This is a genomic window from Georgenia daeguensis, from assembly GCF_039537705.1.
Lineage (GTDB): Bacteria > Actinomycetota > Actinomycetes > Actinomycetales > Actinomycetaceae > Georgenia > Georgenia daeguensis.
This window is the reverse complement of sequence record NZ_BAABBA010000037.1, coordinates 1-20205: the sequence shown is the minus strand read 5'-3', so window position 1 is coordinate 20205 and position 20205 is coordinate 1. Positions and strand designations below refer to the sequence as shown.

General features: G+C 66.6%; 15 protein-coding genes and 2 pseudogenes. 11 read left to right on the top strand and 6 right to left on the bottom strand.

Annotated features, from left to right (window positions below; genetic code table 11):
* The 4 genes from ABD774_RS20335 to ABD774_RS20320 all read left to right on the top strand — a co-directional run.
* Nucleotides 1–504: hypothetical protein (locus ABD774_RS20335; protein ID WP_345045291.1), on the top strand; the 504-nt coding region annotated here is incomplete at its 5' end.
* Between the two features lie 170 nt (nucleotides 505–674).
* Entirely contained in the window at nucleotides 675–1076 is a 402-nt protein-coding gene (locus ABD774_RS20330; RefSeq protein WP_345045289.1) for a hypothetical protein, read from the top strand.
* Nucleotides 1077–1135: 59 nt separating this feature from the next.
* Complete coding sequence (locus ABD774_RS20325; RefSeq protein ID WP_345045287.1) at nucleotides 1136–1795, top strand: RES domain-containing protein; 660 nt, start codon at nucleotides 1136–1138, stop codon at nucleotides 1793–1795.
* 67 nt (nucleotides 1796–1862) lie between these two features.
* On the top strand, nucleotides 1863–3551 hold the full coding sequence (locus ABD774_RS20320) for a hypothetical protein (protein WP_345045284.1): 1689 nt from the start codon (nucleotides 1863–1865) through the stop codon (nucleotides 3549–3551).
* Nucleotides 3552–3555: 4 nt separating this feature from the next.
* Here ABD774_RS20320 and ABD774_RS20315 read toward each other — a convergent pair whose 3' ends face one another.
* Both ABD774_RS20315 and ABD774_RS20310 read right to left on the bottom strand, forming a co-directional pair.
* On the bottom strand, nucleotides 3556–4140 hold the full coding sequence (locus ABD774_RS20315) for a hypothetical protein (RefSeq protein WP_345045281.1): 585 nt from the start codon (nucleotides 4138–4140) through the stop codon (nucleotides 3556–3558).
* A gap of 211 nt (nucleotides 4141–4351) precedes the next feature.
* Nucleotides 4352–4792, bottom strand: coding sequence for a hypothetical protein (locus ABD774_RS20310; protein ID WP_345045279.1), 441 nt, complete (start codon nucleotides 4790–4792; stop codon nucleotides 4352–4354).
* A 404-nt stretch (nucleotides 4793–5196) separates the two neighbouring features.
* Here ABD774_RS20310 and ABD774_RS20305 point away from each other — a divergent pair, with 404 nt between their 5' ends.
* The 7 genes and pseudogenes from ABD774_RS20305 to ABD774_RS20285 all read left to right on the top strand — a co-directional run bounded on the left by ABD774_RS20305 (nucleotide 5197) and on the right by ABD774_RS20285 (nucleotide 15606).
* The gene (locus tag ABD774_RS20305) at nucleotides 5197–5502 is read left to right on the top strand and encodes a DUF1016 N-terminal domain-containing protein (RefSeq protein WP_425554617.1); all 306 of its coding nucleotides are present in this window, start codon (nucleotides 5197–5199) and stop codon (nucleotides 5500–5502) included.
* Nucleotides 5481–5615, top strand: a pseudogene (locus ABD774_RS21770) (PDDEXK nuclease domain-containing protein); the annotation flags it as partial. The gene ABD774_RS20305 and the pseudogene ABD774_RS21770, both read left to right, overlap by 22 nt.
* Nucleotides 5616–5668: 53 nt before the next feature.
* Nucleotides 5669–6154: a PDDEXK nuclease domain-containing protein gene (locus ABD774_RS21765; protein WP_425554618.1), complete on the top strand. Its 486-nt coding sequence runs from the start codon at nucleotides 5669–5671 to the stop codon at nucleotides 6152–6154.
* 100 nt (nucleotides 6155–6254) lie between these two features.
* Nucleotides 6255–7385 carry a three-Cys-motif partner protein TcmP gene (locus tag ABD774_RS20300; RefSeq protein WP_345045276.1) on the top strand — a complete coding sequence of 377 codons (1131 nt, stop codon included), beginning with the start codon at nucleotides 6255–6257 and terminating at the stop codon, nucleotides 7383–7385.
* A 2-nt stretch (nucleotides 7386–7387) separates the two neighbouring features.
* Nucleotides 7388–9895 carry a helicase C-terminal domain-containing protein gene (locus ABD774_RS20295; protein WP_345045274.1) on the top strand — a complete coding sequence of 836 codons (2508 nt, stop codon included), beginning with the start codon at nucleotides 7388–7390 and terminating at the stop codon, nucleotides 9893–9895.
* Between the two features lie 49 nt (nucleotides 9896–9944).
* Nucleotides 9945–10724, top strand: a complete 780-nt coding sequence (locus ABD774_RS20290; RefSeq protein ID WP_345045272.1) for a DUF5131 family protein — start codon at nucleotides 9945–9947, stop codon at nucleotides 10722–10724.
* Between the two features lie 79 nt (nucleotides 10725–10803).
* On the top strand, nucleotides 10804–15606 hold the full coding sequence (locus tag ABD774_RS20285) for a DEAD/DEAH box helicase (protein ID WP_345045270.1): 4803 nt from the start codon (nucleotides 10804–10806) through the stop codon (nucleotides 15604–15606).
* A gap of 38 nt (nucleotides 15607–15644) precedes the next feature.
* Here ABD774_RS20285 and ABD774_RS20280 read toward each other — a convergent pair whose 3' ends face one another.
* The 4 genes and pseudogenes from ABD774_RS20280 to ABD774_RS20265 form a co-directional block, all read right to left on the bottom strand.
* Nucleotides 15645–16091 carry a DUF4913 domain-containing protein gene (locus ABD774_RS20280; protein WP_345045267.1) on the bottom strand — a complete coding sequence of 149 codons (447 nt, stop codon included), beginning with the start codon at nucleotides 16089–16091 and terminating at the stop codon, nucleotides 15645–15647.
* Nucleotides 16088–17892, bottom strand: a pseudogene (locus tag ABD774_RS20275) (type IV secretory system conjugative DNA transfer family protein). The gene ABD774_RS20280 and the pseudogene ABD774_RS20275 overlap by 4 nt, the downstream one beginning before the upstream one ends.
* The gene (locus ABD774_RS20270) at nucleotides 17889–19358 is read right to left on the bottom strand and encodes an ATP/GTP-binding protein (RefSeq protein WP_345045294.1); all 1470 of its coding nucleotides are present in this window, start codon (nucleotides 19356–19358) and stop codon (nucleotides 17889–17891) included. Before ABD774_RS20270 ends, ABD774_RS20275 begins: the two are co-directional and overlap by 4 nt.
* A 44-nt stretch (nucleotides 19359–19402) precedes the next feature.
* The coding region (locus ABD774_RS20265; RefSeq protein WP_345045262.1) for an SCO6880 family protein at nucleotides 19403–20205 on the bottom strand (803 nt) is incomplete at its 5' end.

The following is a 20205-nucleotide window of genomic DNA, read 5'->3' as shown; positions in this document are numbered from 1 at the left end:
GGTAGCGTCGGGCACGTCGAGGTCTTCCAGATGGGCAGCGTCAGAACTCCCATCATCGGAAGACCTCGACCCCTATCCGGCGACCGACGCGCCCACCACCGCTACACCGTCAACTGCGAAGAGCCGGCAAACCCGCAGACACACAGGGACGCACCGCTGGAGGCGCCGTCGAGCCCGACCCAGCGCTCCGGTGTCGCGTGGGCGGCGCTGGTGACCGCGGTGCTAGCGACCGTGCTCGTCTGGGTGTCGGTGGTGGTGACGCCGTGGGCGATGCGCCGGGCGGTGTCCGCCTCCGAGTACGGCAGCGTCTACACCTTCCCGGTCGTCACCCTGGGGATGGTGCTGGTCCTTGACATCCTTGCCCTCGTTCTGGGGCTCGTCGCAATGCGGCGGCCGACCGGAAAAGCGCTGGCCGGAGCGGCGATCGGGATCGCCGCCACCGGCATCGTCGGGGTGCTCATCTATGTCGTCGGGACCGGCACGATCATGCCTCGCTTCGCTTGAGAACGTCCGAGCGAGGCACCTCCAACGGGACTCGACAGTGGGGCAGTGGCAGAAATCGTGCGACCGCACGAAAAGTGACATAACGGCCGTTATCGGCGGTGGGTTTCCGGGTGTGATCGTTCTGTGACAGACCCTTGGATCTGTGCAGTGACTGTGCGACACTTGGGTGCATGAGCAATCAGGCGACCGTTGCCCGAGGTGACCTGCGCGCCTACGAGGAGTCGCTCCGGCTGGCCCCGCCGGAGCTGGTCAGTCGGCTGCGCGACCTGCTGGGTGCCAAGCTGGTCGCCTACCTGGGATCGGTCCAGGAGACTCGTGCCGTGCGGCAGTGGGCCGCCGCCGACGATCCGCGCACGCCGTCGACCGACGTTCTCAACCGCCTGCGGATGGCGTACCGGATCGCGGCATTGCTGCGGGAGAAGGACGCGCCCGGCGTCGTCCAGGCATGGTTCCAGGGAATGAATCCGCGTCTCGATGACGTCGCGCCGGCGCGCCTGCTGCGGGAAGGCGATCTTGAGCAGGTCGGCCCTGGCGTCCTGGCCGCCGCACGCGCGTTCGCCGCGGCCGGGTGACTCAGCTGGTGACTCCGGCACAGTTGAAGATCCTGGAGACGAACCAGCGAGTCTGGAGGGTGGGGTTCGCGCCCGAGCCCTGGGCCTGGTCGGGCTGGGAATGGGCGGGTGCCGATGGGCGGTTCGGCGGGCGCTGGGATGACCGGCAGGGCAACTTCCGGACCGTCTACGCCGGCTCCACCCTGCTGGCATGTCTCCTCGAGGTACTGGCGGGCTTCCGGCCCGACCCCACCCTCGCGCTCGAGCTCGCCGAGATCGAGGAGGACGGAGAGGACGCCGCACTGTTCCCAACCGCGCGGCCCGGCGAGGTCCCCTACTCGTGGCTCGAGCCCCGGTCCGCAGCCACCGCGACGATGACCGGTCGCTTCTGCGCCGTCACCAACGCGGAGTCGATCGCAGCCCTACGGCCACGGTTTGTCGCCCTGGCGCACCAGCTGAGACTGCACGACTTCGACGCCGCCGCACTCAAGAACGGCCAACCCCGCGCGCTCACCCAAGCCGTGGCCACGCACCTGCACGCAACGACCGATGTCAACGGAATCGCCTTCTCCTCTCGCCACGGCGACGACCTCACACTCTGGGCCATCTTCGAGCGCGCCGAGGATCCCGCTGTCAGCCCCGTCCTCGCCAGGATCGAGCATCATCGACTCACACCGGAGGACCCGGACGTGGCAGAGGCCTTCCGCCTCCTCGGGCTCATCTGGGCGACCAGCGACTAAAGAGTCGTCGCCGGAGCTAGCTGTGGCAGTGTCCCGGACGTCAGTAGCCGCTGGCAGACTTGCAAACGTGAGCGACCATCGGAGGACCCTCGACCGTTTCGTGCTGCGTGCGCGGCGCATCGAGGCACACTCACTCGCGAGAGACCGGCAGGCCCTGGTGTCTCTGAGCGAGTTCGCGCTCAGGGGCCATATCCAGTTAGACGGCACGATGCAGATGCGTCGTGCACTGCCGAACGAGGAGGTCTTCGAGTCGCTAGCGGCACGCGTACGCCCTGTGTTGGTCAAGAGCGAGTCCGTCCATTACGGCAGAGTTCTTGACGCGATACAGGCCGGCATCGACGCAACAGAGTCGGCGGTGCCCGAGAATATTCTGGTTGGGCTTGCCGAGTTACGGCGGGACTGGTCCAGGCTCGATGTCGATGGCACCACTGTCATGCGTTTTGCTGTGCAGTCCTCGAAAATTGACGGCTCAGAGAGCACCCCTCAGGTTTCCGATACTCAGCTCGCTGCCGCGTGGCTCTACGGGGACCTGGTCCATGTCGATACGCGTGGCCGTAAGAGCGATGGCCTCCTGTTCCCGGTAAAGGAACGCTACTCCGCGGCTGTGACCTACTTCGCTCACGCGGTGGCGCTCACTCTGAAGACCATGGATCTAGTGATGGCGTTGCATGAACTCGGGGTGATCGACCTAGCTGAAGACTCGCTCACTGAGGCTGTTGTCGTCGGCGTGGATGAACTCGTGGAAGAGGGCGTGGCGTTCGTCGCTCCCGTCGATTCGCCCATGCCTGGACTCGACATAGCGATTCAGGAACTCCCCGAAGGCTTCCGCCCCTTCACGGTCACGGAGCTTTTGCGGCAAACGCAAGCTAACCAAGTCCAGGTCGTGCTGACCGCAGATGACGGCTCAACGGTTGGCGAGTACGAGGCTGCTGTGTCTCGGCGCGGTGAGCACAACGGGAGGCTGCACTGGGAGGTTCTCGTGGGGGGCGCTGTGACCTTCGAGGTGTCCTTCGGCGTCAAGGATGACGAGATAACAGACGGCCGCTTCGAGGGCGTCACCTCGCGTGCTTCTTCCAACCGGATGAAGCTTGCCGAGGCGATGCTCGCCCGCGAGATGTCGACGAGCCGTCATATGAGCTTCAACATTGCAGGCGGCGAGAACTTCTTCACCCTCAACCTGCCGCCCTCCCCTGGGTCTGAGGAGAAGGCGTTCATCGACATTTCCATCGACACCTTCTACGACCTTGTCGTTATCGAGAACATCACGCGCCGTGCCCTTCGACCGCTGACCGGCGAGTACAACAGTGCTGACCGTGCACTGTTGCGCCGCACCCGGCTGCTTTGGGAGGGGCAGGTGGTTCCGTTCCGATCAGGCGCTCTGCCCGCCACTTCGCCAGCGGGTGTTGTCCCACAGGTGATCATGATGCCGGCTATGACGCTCCCCATTGCCGACACCGAGATTCCGGTCCCTGCAACCTGCATCCGGCACCCGCTTATGAAGCCGGAGTCGGTCACCGCGGTTACGGATAGTGATCCGGCATTGGACGAGATGAAAATGGTCATTCCTTCGGATGAGCCTTTCGTGGCCTGGGCGCCCGAAAAACGACAAATAGTTAGCGACGCCGACCTGCTGCACCCGTCGCCTTGGGGACTGTCTCACTTCGACAGTCATGTATTCCTCGGCGGGTGGTCTGAAGGCACGGGAATCTCTGCGCCCGCCAATGCCCCGCTAGCTCCGCCATCGTCGTCGTCGTGATGCGCTACTGAGTGTTGTCCACCTCTGCCTGTGCCCTAAGTCGGGCCGCCTTGAACTCCTCGGCCAACTGCCAGCGCAGGTCCTGCCACTGCAGGTGCATGTCGACGAGGTCCGGCACGGTGATGAGCCGCCTCATCACCGGCATGCTCTCCGGGTCCGCAGTCCCCTCGCTTCCAAGTGGTGGCCGCAGCGACACGGCAAAGGCATCTACGCCCTCGGTCTCTGCCCGTATCGAGTGAACTAGCTGGTTCCTGATTTCGTGCAAGTGCTCGTAGGCATCTGCGAGCGACAGCATCTTCGGGTTGTCCGGAGCGACACGTCGAAGTTCCTTCGTGAGGCGTCTTCCAGAGAAGCCCCAAACTGATATGTCGATGCCGGTGGAGCCGCCTTTGAGAAGACCGACCAAGCCGCCGAAGATGATCTCGACCTCTGCGGCTATGAGTATCACGTAGCCAAGGTGTTCCGCGTAGTCACGTAGCAAGGGCGTTGTGGGCACTTCTACCGGGTGTTCGAGCTGGCGGCGCAAGAGGATCATTTCCTCCCGGACGGTCTGCGCATCGAACCAGGGGGCGTCGTCCGTCTCACTCACTGTGAAGCCTCATCCGTCTGCCTTCGAGTGCACATGTGCACGCGCCGTGACCACCTCGACCGACGCTAGACCAGCCACCAGCGGCACGGCCAAGTCCACACTCCGTCTCCCCACGTACCGGCGAGGTGCACCCACACCGGCACAAAGGCGCACAAACGCCGGTAGGTGGGGTCAAAGCCCAAAGGGATAGGTAGGAGCGGAGGGCAATGCCTTACAGGCCCACCTGTGCGCGTGCCATCGCGGACACCACATCTGTCATGACCTCACGGGAGATCGACGCCAGGGCCCCCGCTGCACGGCGAAGGGCGCTTCGCTCCTCCGGGTCGTCAACAGTCGCTTCGGCCTGACGCAGCGCATCGACCAACGCCCCTATCTGCTCACCCTCGGGCCAGATCCCCACAGTGCGACGTCCACGCTCAGTAAGGCCATGGACCAGGAAGTCCTTTCCCCCGTAGCTGCTCGCATCACTGGCCGTGACATAGACATCGGTCAGGCCGGAGAGAGCCAGCACAACGTCGCTGTGCTCGAGGCCAGTCGCCACCGCCAGGTCCTGAGTGGTCACGGCACGAGCACCCGCCTCCAACTTCTCCGCGGCCGTGCGAAGGACGAGAAAGTCCCGGTCGGCCCACCGGTCGTTGAGCTTGTCAGTCATCTTCGGCTCCTCTCAGTCAGGCGACGTAGCTGACGGGCACGCTACGGCCTCGCTCTGACATCGATCAGATCGTCAGGAAGCCATCGCCCCGATGGCGCTACCGCTAGGTGCGCCCGAAAGCTGGAGTCAGCTGCGTTCATCGGAGAACAGCCCGGCCGGTGGCGCGGTGCACGGCAGTGGTTCGCCGTCGCGGTTCTCGTTCTGGGACTTCTTGAAGGGCCGAGTACGCGCCGTACGGGCAGCGAACACCGAGCTGCTGGGCCTGTGCTGGTCGATCGGCCGGGACATCCTGCAGCGGCAGAAGTAGGCCGGGGTGGGGCGCGAAGATCGTCGAACGCCTGGCGCACGACCTCCGCACCGCTTTCCCCAACTAGCGCCGATGGTCACGGCGCAACCTTCAGTACATGCGCGCGTTCGCCGCGGCCTGGCCCGACCCGGCATTTATGCACCAGCTTGGTGCACAACTCCGGTGGCGCCACCTCACCGTGCTGCTCGAGCGACTCGACGAGCCCTCACTCCGGGACTGGTACGCCGCCCAGACCGTCGAGCACGGCTGGTCCCGCAACGTCCTCGAGCACCAGGTCATGGCCCAGCTCCACGCCCGCGTCGGCACGGCTCCCTCGAACTTCCACAGCCACCTGCCGGCCCCCGACTCCGAGCTCGCGCAGCAGCTGACCCGCGACCCTACATCTTCGACCACCTCGATCTGACCGAACGCGCGAACGAGCGCGCCCTCGAACAAACCCTGAACGACCGCCTGCAGGGCATGCTCACCGCCTTCGGGCACGGAATGGCGTTCGTCGGCCGGCAGGTCCGCCTTGACGTCGGCGACGACGTGCTCGTCGTCGACCTGCTCCTCTTCCACGTCACCCAGCGCTGCGCTACGGCGTCGTCGAGCTCAAGATCGGCCGCTTCTCCCCCGCCTACGTCGGACAGCTCGGTACCTGCGTCGCCGTTGTCGACGACCGGGTCCGCGACCACGCCATCCACGCGCCCCCGTCGGGCTGCTGCTGTGCACCGGCCGAGACGAGCAGGTGGTTCCGTTACGCCCTCGCCAGTGCCAGCGCTCCCCTCGCCGTGGCGACATACGACACTCTCATCCCAAAGCAGCGCCAAGACCTCCCCGACCTCGAGCGACTGACCGCCGCTCTAACAGACGTTCTAGCCGACACATCGCGGGAACTCTCCGGTGACAAGCCCACAGGCATTCAACGCAGCGATCCGCAAAGGAACTCCGACCTGCCTTCGCGCTGCTATTCGATTCGATGTCCTCGGACCGGTATCGGCCCTCCGGAATCTTCCGTTCCCATGCCGCGCTGTTGCCCATACGAAGAGGAGTGGTCTCGTGCGCCGCATACGTAGCGCTGGCTAGACGGACATTTGCCCTCCGAATTGCTGACGACGGCGCCACCTCGGTCGTTAGGGTGGCCATGAATTTACAAGGGACGTGGGGGTAGCGCGGATGGCTAAAGGTGCGACCGGGGGGGAAGACGTCATCTGGCCGGCCGAACCGCACACGCTCGCCAAGCACCAGGTTTACAGGCAGTACTTAAGCAAGTGGATGCCGATCATGATTCACAGCTGGAGGGGTGATGTGACCTACGCCGAGGGCTTCTCCGGCCCAGGCGTCTATACCGGGGGTGAACCCGGTTCGCCGGTCATTGCCTTGGAGACCTTGATCAAGGACCCAACGCTTCGGACGCGCGCACGCGACCTGCGCTTCCTGTTCGTGGAGGGGAACCTGAAGCGGGCCGAGCGACTGCGCGAGCAGCTGGAGAAGGCCGCGAAGCCCGTCCCGCTCAGCGAGCTGGCCCGGTACGGGATCGACCTGGCCGTCGAGCCAGGCGACTACGACCCCGCGCTCACCGAACTTCTGACGGCGCACAATGCGTGGGGACGGCCGATGCTCGTCGTGCTCGATACGTTCGGCGGTAGCGTGAAGCTCGACCTCGTGCGCAGAATCGCGCGGAATCCTTCCAGCGAAGTGATCATCACCTTCGAACCGCAGTACTTCGTCCGCTGGGCAAAGACGGACAAGATCCGTCACGGCGACACCGTGTTTGGTGACCCTGATTGGCGCCGCGTCGATGAGCAGCCCCAGTCCGCCAAGGCGCAGTGGGTCGTCGACAAGTATCGCGCCGTGCTCCAGGACGTCGGGTTCCCATTCGTGCTGACTTTCGAGCTTGTCAACACCCGCGGGCACTCGCTGTTCCTCGTCTTCGGCACCACACACGTGCGTGGCCTGCAGAAAATGAAGGAGGCGATGTGGGAGGTCGACCCGATCTACGGCGTGCAGTACCGCGACCCCGCCGACCCCAACCAGCAGTTGCTCGACGTCACGCTGGACCCCTTGACCGAGCCGCTGCGCCGTGAGCTGCTGCTGTACCTACGCAACCAGCCGGAGCACACCGCCAGCGTCGGCGACCTGCGCCGGTTTGCGCTGTACCGCACGGTCTACAAGGAGAGCCAGGTCAAGCCGGAGCTCGACAAGCTCGTTGACAAGAAGCTCGCCATCGGTGACGGAGCCGATGGCCACGTGCGGCTCGGCGGAAACGTACGGCTGACCAAAGCCGGCCTCAACAGCGGAGGATAAGTATGGACTTCGATTTCAGCACCATCTCCTCCGGCACCAACTTGAGCGTCATCCAGGAACCCGCCGCGCTATTCGACGCGCTGCCGAGCAAGCAACCAGGTCTGGGGTACCTGCGCCAGGTTCAGGCCACAGTCCTGGAGCGGTGGTCGCCACGCCGGGACGAGAGCGACCTCGTCATCAAGATGAACACCGGCACCGGCAAGACCATCGTCGGTCTGCTCATCCTGCAGGTCAGCCTGCACGACGCTGCCGGGCCCGCGCTCTACCTGGCCCCGACTCCTCAACTTGCCGAACGTGCCGCGCTCGAAGCGCGCGTGCTAGGCCTCCCCGTCGTCACTGACCCACGTAGCGGCAAGTTCCGCTCGTGCGAAGCAATCTGCATCACGTCACTGCAGGTCATGTTCAACGGCAAGACAAGGTTCGGGCTCGCCGACGCTGACTCACACATCCAGGTCGGAACGATTGTCATCGACGATGCCCACTCGGCCATCACCCGGCTCGAGGAACTGAGCCGGATCGTGATTCCGCCTGCCGATGCCGCGTACGAGCCGCTGATGCAGCTGTTCGAGGGCGACCTGAATAACCAGAGTGCGCCGACGCTGCTGGATATCAAAGCGGGCGAGCGGGGGCGCTTCATGCGCATCCCCTTCTGGTCGTGGCAGGACAAGGCGGAGGACGTCCTCAAGTTGCTCCACCCTCTGCGGAGCACGTCGACGCTCGAGTGGGTCTGGCCCCTTCTCAAAGAGCACCTGGCACTGTGCGAGGCGACGTTAACAGGCGATGGGATCCAAATTTCCCCTCCGCTGCCGCCGATCCAGGAGTTCCCGAGCTTCGTTGAAGCCAAACGGCGCATCTACATGACCGCAACCCTCGCCAACGACTCTGCGCTCATCACCCACTTCGCCGCGGACGCCGAGAGTGTCGCTACGCCCATCGTCCCCGACTCCGCCGCTGACCTTGGCGACCGCCTCGTCCTCGTGCCCCAAGAGCTCGTCCCCGACCTGTCCGACCACGAACTGCGGACCGCAATCGCCTCAATCGCCGTTACCGACAATGTCGTTGTTCTCGTCCCGAGCTGGCAGCGTGCCCGAGAGTGGAGCGAGGTCGCAAACGCGACCGTCTCGACGTCCGAGGAGATCGCCGCCGCCGTTACCAGACTCCAGGCCGGTCCCGTGGGGCTCGTCGTCATCGTGAACCAGTACGACGGAATCGACCTAAAGGACGACGCGTGTCGTGTTCTCGTCATCGATGGGCTGCCTCAGGCAGCGTCCGGCTCGGAACGTCGCGAGGCGACTGCGCTTCGCGACTCGAACACGATCATCACCCGACAGGTCCAGCGCTTTGAGCAGGGCATGGGTCGAGGTGTCCGTTCGCGCGAAGACAGATGCGCCGTCCTCGTCATGGATCGGCATCTCGTCGATCTGATTTCCCGCCCGGATGTGCCTGGTCGGCTCTCGCCGGGGACGCGGGCACAGCTTGAGCTCTCTCGGCAGGTCGCCCGCAGTCTCGAGGGTCGGCGTGACGTGACGGTCGACGGAGTGGTCGATCTGATCCGCAAAGTTACTGAGGGCGCCGAAGACTTCAAGTCCGCGGCGCGCAGAGCTCTTCTTGACGTCACCTACGAGACCGTCCCACTGATCCCTACGGCGGTTCACCAGCGTGCGGCGTACGACGCCGCAGTGCGTGGTGACCGGGAAACCGCGGCGAACGCCGCGGACGCCGCGGTAAACGCCGCTCGGCATCTGATGAAGGATGACCGGCTGGCCGGCTGGCTCACCGAGAAGGCTGCGGCGTACCGGCACGCCACCGACCCGGCACGCGCACAGGCCATGTTGGCGGGCGCCACAGCATCCAACTCCTCGATCCTGCGCCCGGTGTCTGGCCTAACGTTCAAGCCCTCTCGCCCTACGCGTCGCCAAGCCGAGGCGGCCGCGAAGTACCTCGCCGACCACTACACCGACGGCGGGCGACTGCGAATCCGCCTCGAAGCGCTGATCGCCGACCTGGCGTGGGACCCCGAGCGGACGGAGGAGGCCGAGCAGGCCTGGTCTGACCTGGCCGACCATCTTGGCTTCTCAGGTCAGCGGCCCGAGAAGGAGGTCGGCGTGGGCAGCGATGTGCTTTGGTCGGACTCGGACGGCGCGAATTTCGTCATCGAAGTCAAGAGCGGTGCCGAGGCAGCGCTCATCTCCAAGCGCGACATCAACCAGCTCGGCGGCTCTGTGCGATGGGCTGAGAAGACGCTGACCGGCGTCAAACGGATCGTGCCGGTGATCGTTCATCCCAGTCGAATCGTCGAGCGCACCGGCACGCCTTCCGCTGAGACCCGCGGCGTGGACACGGGCATGCACGCGAAGCTGATGACCGCGATTAGGGCCTACGCCACTGCGCTAGCGGTTGACGACCAGTTCCGTGACCCGCAAGCCGTACAGAAGCAGCTCGTCCACCTGCACCTCAACGGTCTGGAGTTCACAACGCACTACGGCGCGGCCGTGAAGATCGACTCGTGAAATGGGGCACACTGCCCCTCGTGGCCCCCCAACGATCTGTGAACCCTCGATGAGTGACCGTTCGCGGATTGAGTGGACCCAGGCCACGTGGAATCCGGTGACTGGATGCGACCGCGTTTCGGCAGGTTGCGATCACTGCTACGCCCTGACCCTCGCCAAGCGGCTCAAGGCGATGGGTGCGGAGAAGTACCAGCAAGACGGTGATCCGCGCACGTCCGGTCCGGGCTTCGCTGTGACGATCCATCCTGCAGCGCTAGACCAACCTCAACGGTGGCGCTCACCGCGGACAGTGTTCGTCAACTCGATGAGCGACCTCTTCCATGCGAAGGTGCCCACTTCGTTTGTCAGTGACGTCTTCGACGTCATGGTTGACACTCCTCAGCACACGTATCAGGTACTCACGAAGCGCCCATTGCGAGCGGCGCGCATCGCCGACCAGCTTCCATGGCCGTCAAACGTGTGGCTCGGGGTCTCGATCGAGGATATGGACGTCGCTCATCGCGTAGACCATCTGCGCCGCGTCCCGGCAGCGGTGCGGTTCCTATCGTGCGAACCCTTGCTCGGGCCCCTCGACGGGCTCGACCTGACCGAAATCGACTGGGTCATCGCGGGCGGCGAGTCAGGTGTGAACTACCGGCCGATGGACATCCGCTGGGCCCGAGGCATCCGCGACGCCTGTCTGCACGCGGGTGTGCCGTTCTTCTTCAAGCAGTGGGGAGGCCGCAACCCCAAGTCCCTCGGACGCATGCTCGACGGCGAAACCTGGGATCAGATGCCGGAGATGCCGGAAGGCACGCAGTTCCCTCAGCCTCGACGCGCTTCTCGATAGCCACCGGCCAGGAGGACCAAAGGGGCTCAGTCCATCAGAACGGCCATTTGGGGAAGTCTGGTGAGAGAGAATCGGACCCATGTCGACGCTTGAGGCGATTCTCGATGAGCTGTACTTCTCCGCAACGTCGGAGTCAGACAAGGGGACGAAGTTCGAGCGTTTGATGGCGGCGTACCTGCGCACCGACCCCCAGTACGCGGACCAGTTCGACGAGGTGTGGCCGTGGATGGAGTGGCCGGGCCGGGACGGTCAGGGTGACCACGGCATCGACCTGGTGGCAAAGGAGCGCGACACCGGCGACGTCGTCGCGATTCAGTGCAAGTTCTACGACCCACGCGGGACGCTGCAGAAGCCTGACATCGACTCGTTCCTGTCGGCCTCGGGGAAGTACCCGTTCCGGCGTCGGATCATCGTCTCGACGACGGACAGGTGGGGGCACAACGCCGAGGCGGCGATCCATGGCCAGCAGATCCCGGTCCAGCGCATCCGGTTCAAGGACCTCGCTGACTCGGCCATCGACTGGTCGCAGTTCTCCCTGGCCACCCCGGAGGTCCTGGAGCTCAAGGACAAGAAGCAGCTGCGCCAGCACCAGACCAGCGCGATCGCCGATGTGATTGACGGGTTCAAGTCCCGCGACCGGGGCAAGCTGATCATGGCCTGCGGAACCGGGAAGACATTCACCTCGCTGCGCCTGGCGGAGCAGGTCGTCGGCGCCGGCGGTTCGGTCCTCTTCCTGGTCCCCTCCATCGCGCTGCTGTCGCAGTCCCTACGGGAGTGGACCGGCGAGGCCGAGGTCGAGCTGCAGGCGTTCGCAGTGTGCTCGGACCCCAAGGTGTCCAAGATGGCCGCCGCCGCATCCGCTGAGGACATCTCCTCCGTCGACCTGCCCCTGGCCGCCACCACGAACCCCAACGTCCTCCACGAGCGGCTAACGGCCGCGGTGCCGGGCCGGATGCGGGTGGTGTTCGCGACCTACCAGTCCATCGACGTCGTCGCTCAGGCTCAGGCTACGGGCGGCGTGGACCCGTTCGACCTGATCGTCTGCGACGAGGCCCACCGCACTACCGGCGTGACGCTGATCGACGCTGACGAGTCCGCGTTCGTCAAGGTCCACGACGCCGACTACATCCTGGGTGAACGGCGCCTGTACATGACCGCCACCCCGCGGGTGTACGGAGACAACACCAAAGTTAAGGCCGGCGAGGCCGACGCAATCCTCGCCTCCATGGACGACGAGTCCCTCTACGGACCGGAGTTCCACCGCCTCGGCTTCGGCAAGGCCGTCTCCCGGGGACTCCTGACCGACTACAAGGTCCTCGTCCTCGGAGTCGCTGAGGACGCCATCTCGCAAACCTTCCAGGCACAGCTCGCCGACGACCACCTCCAGCTGCGCCTCGATCAGGTCGCCAAGATGGTCGGCTGCTGGAACGGCCTCGCCAAGCGCGGCGAGTCAGGGTTCGGCTTCGGCGACGACGTCCTGCCCATGACTCGAGCCGTGGCGTTCGCCTCCACCATCGAGGCGTCCAAGAGCTTCGCCGAGAAGTTCACCCGGATCACCGACCACTACATCGCCTCTCACGACTTCGACGCCGCGTTCGACGACGACGAGAACGACCACACCCCGGACCGGGCGCTGCGGTGCGAGGTCGACCACGTCGACGGCGGCATGAACGCCCTGATGCGCAACGACAAGCTCGACTGGCTGCGGGCCGCCCCCGCCCCGGACACGTGTCGGATCCTTTCCAACGCCCGCTGCCTGTCCGAGGGTGTCGATGTCCCCGCCCTGGATGCGGTGCTGTTCCTGAACCCGCGCAATTCGCAGGTCGACGTCATCCAGTCTGTCGGCCGCGTGATGCGCCTGGCCCCGGACAAGAAGTACGGCTACATCATCCTCCCCGTCGCCGTCCCCGCGGGCCTCGACCCCGAGACCGCCCTCTCCAGCAGCCGGTTCAAGGTTGTCTGGGACGTCCTGCAGGCCCTGCGAGCCCACGACGAACGCTTCGACGCCATGATCAACCAGATCGACCTTAACAAGGCGCCGGGCGAGCGCCTGGAGGTCATCTTCACGGACATGCCCCCGGGCGCCGACGACGAGAGCGGCAAGCCGGCGACGAAAACCCAGCAGTTCGAACAGAGCGTCCTCGACCTCCCCGCGATCGGGGAGTGGCGCGACGCCATCTACGCCAAGATCGTCGCCAAGGTCGGCACACGCCGTTACTGGGAGGACTGGGCCAGCGACATCCGGCAGATCGCCGAGCAGCACACCACCCGCATCGCCGGCATCCTCGCGCAGCCCTCCCCCGAGCTACAGGAGCAGTTCGACGCCTTCCTCACCGGTCTCCAGGGCAATCTCAACGAGTCCATCGGCCGCTCCGACGCGATCGAGATGCTCTCCCAGCACCTGATCACCAAGCCGGTCTTCGACGCGCTGTTCGAGGGGTACTCGTTCACCGAGCACAACCCCGTCAGCCGCGTCATGCAGACCATGGTCGACGCCCTGCACGAGCAGAACCTCGAGACGGAGACCCTTACGCTCGAGGGCTTCTACGAGTCCGTGCGCCTGCGCGCCGCGGGCGTCGAGAACGCCGCTGGCAAGCAGAAGATCATCACCGAGCTTTACGAGTCCTTCTTCAAAAACGCGTTCCCCAAGACTGCCGAGTCTCTCGGCATCGTGTACACCCCGACCGAAGTCGTCGACTTCATCATCCGATCCGTCGAGACCATCCTCCAGACTGAGTTCGGCGCATCCATCAGCGACGAGGGTGTCCACGTCCTCGACCCCTTCACCGGCACCGGCACCTTCATCGTGCGACTCCTCGAGTCCGGCCTCATTCGCGCCGAGGATCTGCTGCGCAAGTACACCCAGGAGCTCCACGCCAACGAGATTCTCTTGCTGGCGTACTACATCGGCGCCATCAACGTCGAGGCCACCCTGCACGGGCTGCTAAAGGAAACCGACCCTGCCGCCGGTTATGTGTCCTTCGACGGCATGGTCCTAACAGACACGTTCCAGATGACCGAGGACGGCGACACCATGGACGCCGTCATGTTCCCCGCCAACAATGCTCGGGTCGAGGCGCAGAAGGCCCTCGACATCCGGGTCATCATCGGCAACCCGCCCTACTCAGTGGGACAGACGTCCGGCAACGACAACAACGCCAACCTCAAGTACCCCACTCTCGACAAACACATCGAGACGACATACGCCGCTCGATCCACCGCCATCCTCAAGAACTCCCTCTACGACTCCTACATCAGGGCCATCCGCTGGGCATCTGACCGCATCGGCGACGAGGGCGTCGTCGGCTACGTCACCAACGGCGGCTGGATCGACTCAAACACCGCCGACGGCCTCCGCCTCACTCTGGCCGACGAGTTCACCAGCATCTACGTCTATAACCTTCGCGGCAACCAACGCACCGCCGGTGAGCAGTCCCGCCGGGAGGGCGGCAAGATCTTCGGCTCCGGTAGTCGAAACACGGTCGCCATCCTGCTCCTCGTTCGTAGGCGCGACCGCTCGGGACCGGCAACAATCCACTACCGCGACATCGGTGATTACTTGACCCGCGAGGACAAGCTGCACATCCTCGATGAGTCCGATCTTGTAAGTCTCGACTGGCAGACAATCACTCCAAACGCGCACGGTGACTGGCTCAACCAGCGAGACGACGCCTATGCCCAGTTCAAGCCTCTCGGCGACAAGACCAGTCCTGGTGGTGCAATCTTCAGGAGTCATTCCGGGGGCCTGAAGACCAACCGAGACGCGTGGGTCTACAACTTCTCCTCACAGCGGGTCATCGAATCGCTCGGGCGGCTGGTGGACACGTTCAACAAATCTGTCGTGGCGTCGAATCTCGACAGGGATCCGGCGAAGATCAGTTGGTCCCGCGCTCTGGAGAAGCTCGCTACACGAGGGCGTCAATTGCCCCAGCCCTCACAGAACCGCGTCGTAACTGCGGCTTACCGCCCGTTTCAGAAATCGGCCGTCTATCTCGATCGGACGGTCATCGACTTCCCGGGTGCCACTCCGGAGTACTTCCCGACGCCACGCACACCTAACGTCGGCATTTACCAGGTTGGGGCTGGCTCAGCTGTGCCCTTCTCTGTACTCATGACTGACCGCCTCCCCGATCTGCACCTGACCGGTGCGGGCAGCGGTGGCCAGTACTTCCCGCGCTGGACGTACGTCCGCCGCGACGACGCAGATGACCTGTTTTCAGCCTCAGGTAAGGCGGTTGAATTCGATGGGTACGAGCGCGTCGACAACGTCACTGACAAGGCTCTCGCCGACTACCGCGGTCGGTACGGGACCGACGTGACAAAGGACGACATCTTCTACTACATCTACGGACTGCTTCACTCTGAGGACTACCGGCTGCGCTACGCGGCCGACCTTAAAAAGATGCTGCCCCGCGTCCCCCAGGTCCTCGCCGTCGAGGACTTCCATGCGTATGTCGGCGCGGGTCGTGAACTGGCAACTCTGCATATCGGATATGAAGCTGTCGAGCCGTACCCGCTGACTGAGCGCGTTAGCGGGACTGGCGTCGATTGGGAGCTGTACCGGGTCCACAAGATGCGGTTCAAGGGCACCGGCAAGAACAAGGACCGATCGACGATCGTCTACAACTCCCAGATCGCCCTCGGTGGCATCCCGGAGAGCGCACACCGGTACATGCTTGGCTCACGCTCCGCCATCGAATGGCTCGTCGAGCGGTACCAGGTCAAGACCGACAAGTCCTCGGGCATCGTGAATGACCCGAACGACTGGGCCAAGGTGGCTGGCGACCCTCGCTACATCGTCGACCTGGTCAAGCGAATCGTCACCGTGTCCGTAGAGACAATGAACATTGTCGACGGGCTACCGCCGCTGAAGCTCGATTGATAGGTGGCGCGCGATCGCGTCGCAACAGCTAGACCAGGTCATTTCCGGTTACTGACGTCTGGGAACATGCCGGCGGGCGGCTCCGTGTATGGGAGTGGTTCGCCGTCGCGGTTGGCGTCCTGGGACTTCTTGAAGGGGCCGTCCGGGGAGAGCAGGACGCCCATGTGGTAGTCGGCGTGGTCGCGGAGCCAGACGCTCATGCCGGTGGCGGGGTCGAGGCGGAGGTGTTCCCAGGCCCGCCAGAGGGCCTCGAGTCGGACGATGGCCTCGGGGTGGCGCCACCACTCTGCGGCCCACTTGGCGGAGGTGTTGGGGCCGACGCGACGGCGGAAGAGCTGGCGCAGGTACTCGCGCACGAACTCGTCGACGGAGCCGTAGTACAGGGTCGGCTCCTCCGGCGCGGTCTCATCGCCACCCGCCTGCTCGGTGCGGGCGTCGATGAGTTCCTCGGCTTCGTCCCAGCCGTTCAGCACGTCGGTGGTCATCCCTGTTCTCCTGCGGCGGCTGGGACCGGGTCCGGGGCCTGGTCGATGACGGCGAGCTCGCGCTCGGCTTCGACGATCGTGCGGGTGGCCTGGGGGTCGTGGGCCTTGATGGAGGCGCGCACAGCGTCGGCGTGCGGGCCGGCCATCCAGGGCTGGGTGCGGATGAGCGTGGGGCGTGAGCCGGAGGCGAGGACGAGGGCGCGGCCCTTGGGCATGGCGGCGAGGTCGGCGACGTCGAGGATGCGTTCGCGGTGGAGCTGCTGGGAGACGCTGCGGTGCCCGCGGCCGTAGGAGACCGAGGAGGCCTGGCGGTCGTAGTCGCCGACGATGCGGGAGAGGTCCTCGAGGAAGGCGGCCTCGGAGACGCCGCCGCCGTAGACCTTGACGTTGGCGGCGGACCACAGCTTCTTCATGCCGGACTCACCCCAGACGTCTGCGCCCTGGGACCAGGACTGCAGGATCGTCATGATGACGATGCCGCGGGAGCCGTAGTGGCTGTAGAGGTTGGGCAGCTCGCGCCACCGGCACACGTTCGCGGCCTCGTCGAGCACGGCTAGCAGGGGGGTGGTCAGGCGCCCGCCGGGTGAGTGGACGGCGAGTTCCTCGGCGGCCTCGACGACGGCGACCGTCAGGGCGGTCACGAGGGGGCCGGCGGTGCCCCGGCCCTCCTTGGAGAGGCTGTAGAGCGTGCCGCCGTCACGAACGAAGGCGGCGGGGTCGAAGTGGGGCCGGTGGTCCGACGGTCCTTGGGGGGTGACCCAGGCGGCGACGGCCCGGTTGGTCAGGCAGGACGCCATCTGCTGGGCGGTGCCGTAGACGCCGCCGCGCTGCTTCTCCGGGGCGTTGATCACGCCGGCGACCTGGTCGGCCACCAGGCGGAAGCCGTGGGTGGCGAGGATGTCGACGGCGGTGTCGTCGGTGGGCCGGGTCAGCCACGTGTAGACGTCGGTGATCGGCCGGGAGTCCAGGGCGGCCGCGAGCAGCAGGCCGGCCAGGAGGTCCTGGCCGGCGGGGTCGAAGTAGGCGTCGGTGCGGGCGCCGGGGTCGCGGCTGCCGGCGGCGAAGTGCTCGGCCAGCCGGGCGGCCTTGACCTCGTCGCTGACGTAGGACAGCGGGTTCCACCACCAGGCCGGTTCCTCCAGGGCGATGGCCTGGGGGTCGAAGACCCACACCGGGCCCGTCGTGGCGCGCACGTCCCGGGTGGCGTCGACGACGTCGCGCTTGTTCGAGGTGACCAGCACCGCGCCGGGGGCGTCGAGGATCGCGGGCACGGCCCTCGAGGTGGTCTTGCCGGTGCGCGGGCCCCAGATGTCGAGGTGCATGTCCTCCCACGACCCGAACAGCGGCCGCCGGGTGCTGACGGTGACGCCGATGGGAACGCCCGGGGAGTCCTTGACCCCGAGCCGCTCCGCGGTCGCGGCGGCATGCCTCCGGGTCAGGGCCTCGACGTCGCGGCCGCGGCCGAGGTAGGCGGCGGTGCGGTCGACCCGGGTGCGCCTGCCGGTGATCCTGCGAGCGACCAGGACGACCCCCACAGCGAGGGCGATCAGGAGGACGGCCAGGGCGACGACCACGCCGGTGCCGGCGGCCGGCCAGGCGACGTCGCCGGAGAGCAGGCCGAAGAACAGGCCGAAGGGGTCGGTCGGCACACGGCGCCGGAGACGTCGATGCGGTGGCCCAGGTGCACGGCGGCGTAGGCGCCACCGACGACCAGGACCACGGCGGCGATGCCGACCCAGACCAGGACGGCCTCGCCGGACAGCCCGCCCGGGTCACGGCGCCGGTTGTTCGGGGTGCTCACGCCGCACCACTCCCCTGCGTCTCCAACGCGCCGATGCGGGAGACGGTGTGCCAGCGCTTGTTGGTGTCGTGGATGCCCATCTCGACCTCGGTGAGCTGGACGTCGATCGGGATGCCGGGGCGGCCGCCGACCTTGACGAGGAACTTCCCCCGGCCCGGGGGCTCGGCCTCCTGACCGGCGGCCGGGTCCCAGGCGGGCGGGTCCTGCCAGCCGGTGAGCAGGTCCTGCTCGGCGCGGGAGAACGGGACCGCGGCGGTCAGCTGCGGCATCTCCGCGCCGGGGAGGCCGCCGCAGATGACCATGCCGGAGCGCTCGACGAAGCCGCGGGCCTTCATCCGGTCCTCCTCGTGGGCGAGGGCGAGCAGGTCGGACATGGTGTGGGAGATCATCGCGACCCCGACGCCGCGCTGACGGTTCAGGCGGGTCAGGGCGTCGACGCGGTCGACCATGCCGCGCCCGGCGCGCAGCGCGCGCCAGAGCTCGTCCAGGACGACGAAGTAGTGCCGGCGCGGCTCCAGGCCGGCGTCGGCGAGGGCGTTGGCGACGTTCACGGTGCCGAACCCGGCCGACCAGCAGGCCAGGAGCGTCGCGGCCTGCAGGTCCATGTCGGTGTCGTCGATCGAGGAGACGTCGTAGACCACCGGGCGGTCCCGGCGCATCGGGTTGGTGGTCGGGCGGGCGAAGGTCTCCCCCAGGCGGCCGCCGTCGACGAGGCCGACGAGGGAGGCCTCGAGGTTCTCGGTGATGGCCTGGTAGCGGCCCTGGTCCCCGCGGTCCAGCGCCGCGGCGCGGACCTCCTGGGGGCCGTCCTGGATCACGCGCAGCAGGTCCCCCAGCACGGGGATGCCGTGGTGGCGGGCGTCGAGCACCTTCAGCGCCCGGTCCAGGATCGTCTCCTCCCGGTCCGTCGGCGGGGCGCCGCGCATGATCGTCACCAGCGCGGAGACCATCGTGTGCCGGCGCCCGTGGGCGTCGGCGAGCACCTGGGCGGCCTCCTTCGTAAAGCCCGCCGCGCGCAGCCGCTCGGCGGCGCCGGTCGCCTCGCCGGGGTCGAGGACGTTGAGGTGGCCGCGGCCGCGACCCAGGGTGATGACCTGCCCGCCCAGAGCCTCGATGAGGTCGACGTAGTCCGGCTTGAGATCCCCGAGGACCAGGGGCATCACCCCGTAGCCGGCCAGCCCGGTGGCCATGCGGCGCACCAGGGTGGACTTGCCCAGGCCCGGCTTGCCGAGCACGAAGGCCGAGGGGTTGGAGATGAGCTTGGCCCGCTGGAACCAGGAGATCGGGTCGCAGCACAGCGTGGCCCCGGTGTGAATGTGCCGCCCCAGCGGCACCCCGACCATCGGGGTGCCGGTCCCGACGGCGAAGGGCCACAGCCCGCACACCTGCACCGAGGTGCCGCGCCACTCATCCGCGGCCTGGACGTAGAACGACTCCCCGCGGCCGCGGCCGAGCCAGCCGCGCATGCCCGGGCGCAGCACCCGCGGCCTGGCCGTGTTCTTGGTGCGCTTCACAGCTTGTCCCTCATCTCGGCCGGCACGCGCAGGTGGCGGGGCAGCACCAAGCCCAGCGGGAGGGCGCCGGCGAAGGCGGAGTCCTGCGAGCCGCGCAGCAGGCGCAGCCGCAGGCGGGCCGTGGCGGACAGGCCGTCGATCGCCGCCCGGGCGTCGGCCTCCTTGCCCGGGTCGAGCACCGTGGCGGTGACGAGCATCCCGAAGTTGAGCAGGCCCGCCCCGGCCGCCTCCTCGCTCGCGGTGGCCGCAGCCGCACGGGTGGCGAGAATGTCCCGGGCCGCCGGCTTCGCGCTCGAGGTCGCGCGGAACTCCGCCGCCCGCAGGTCGGCCTCGACGATCGCCGCAGCACGGGCGGCGTCGACCGGGCGGTACAGCAGGGTGACCCGCTTGCGGGCCACGTCCCGGTGCGGGGCCAGCAGCTTCGCCAGGACCCCGGACTGCACGGTCCCCCGCGGCGCGGTGGACATCCCCCAGGTCACCGACAGCGCCGAGTCGTGCAGGTACCCGTCGTAGGTCGCCTCCGCGTACGTCGGGCCCACGCCGTACCAGGACAGCTCCGGCGTCTCGCCCGCCGCGTGCGCCTCGTCGATCAGCGCCGCCGCGGCCGGGTCGTAGGCGATGCGGATCGTCTCGCACAGCTCCTGCGCCGACAGCGGGTGCGACGCCCCCGCACCGGTCGCCGAGAGAGTCTGCGTCAGCCCGGGCAGCCGGGCCGCGAGGTCGTGCCCCATCTCCTCCGGGGTCCGCTTCTTCCCGCCCGCCCGGGCGGCCGCGGTGAACGTCAGCGCGACGTACGCCT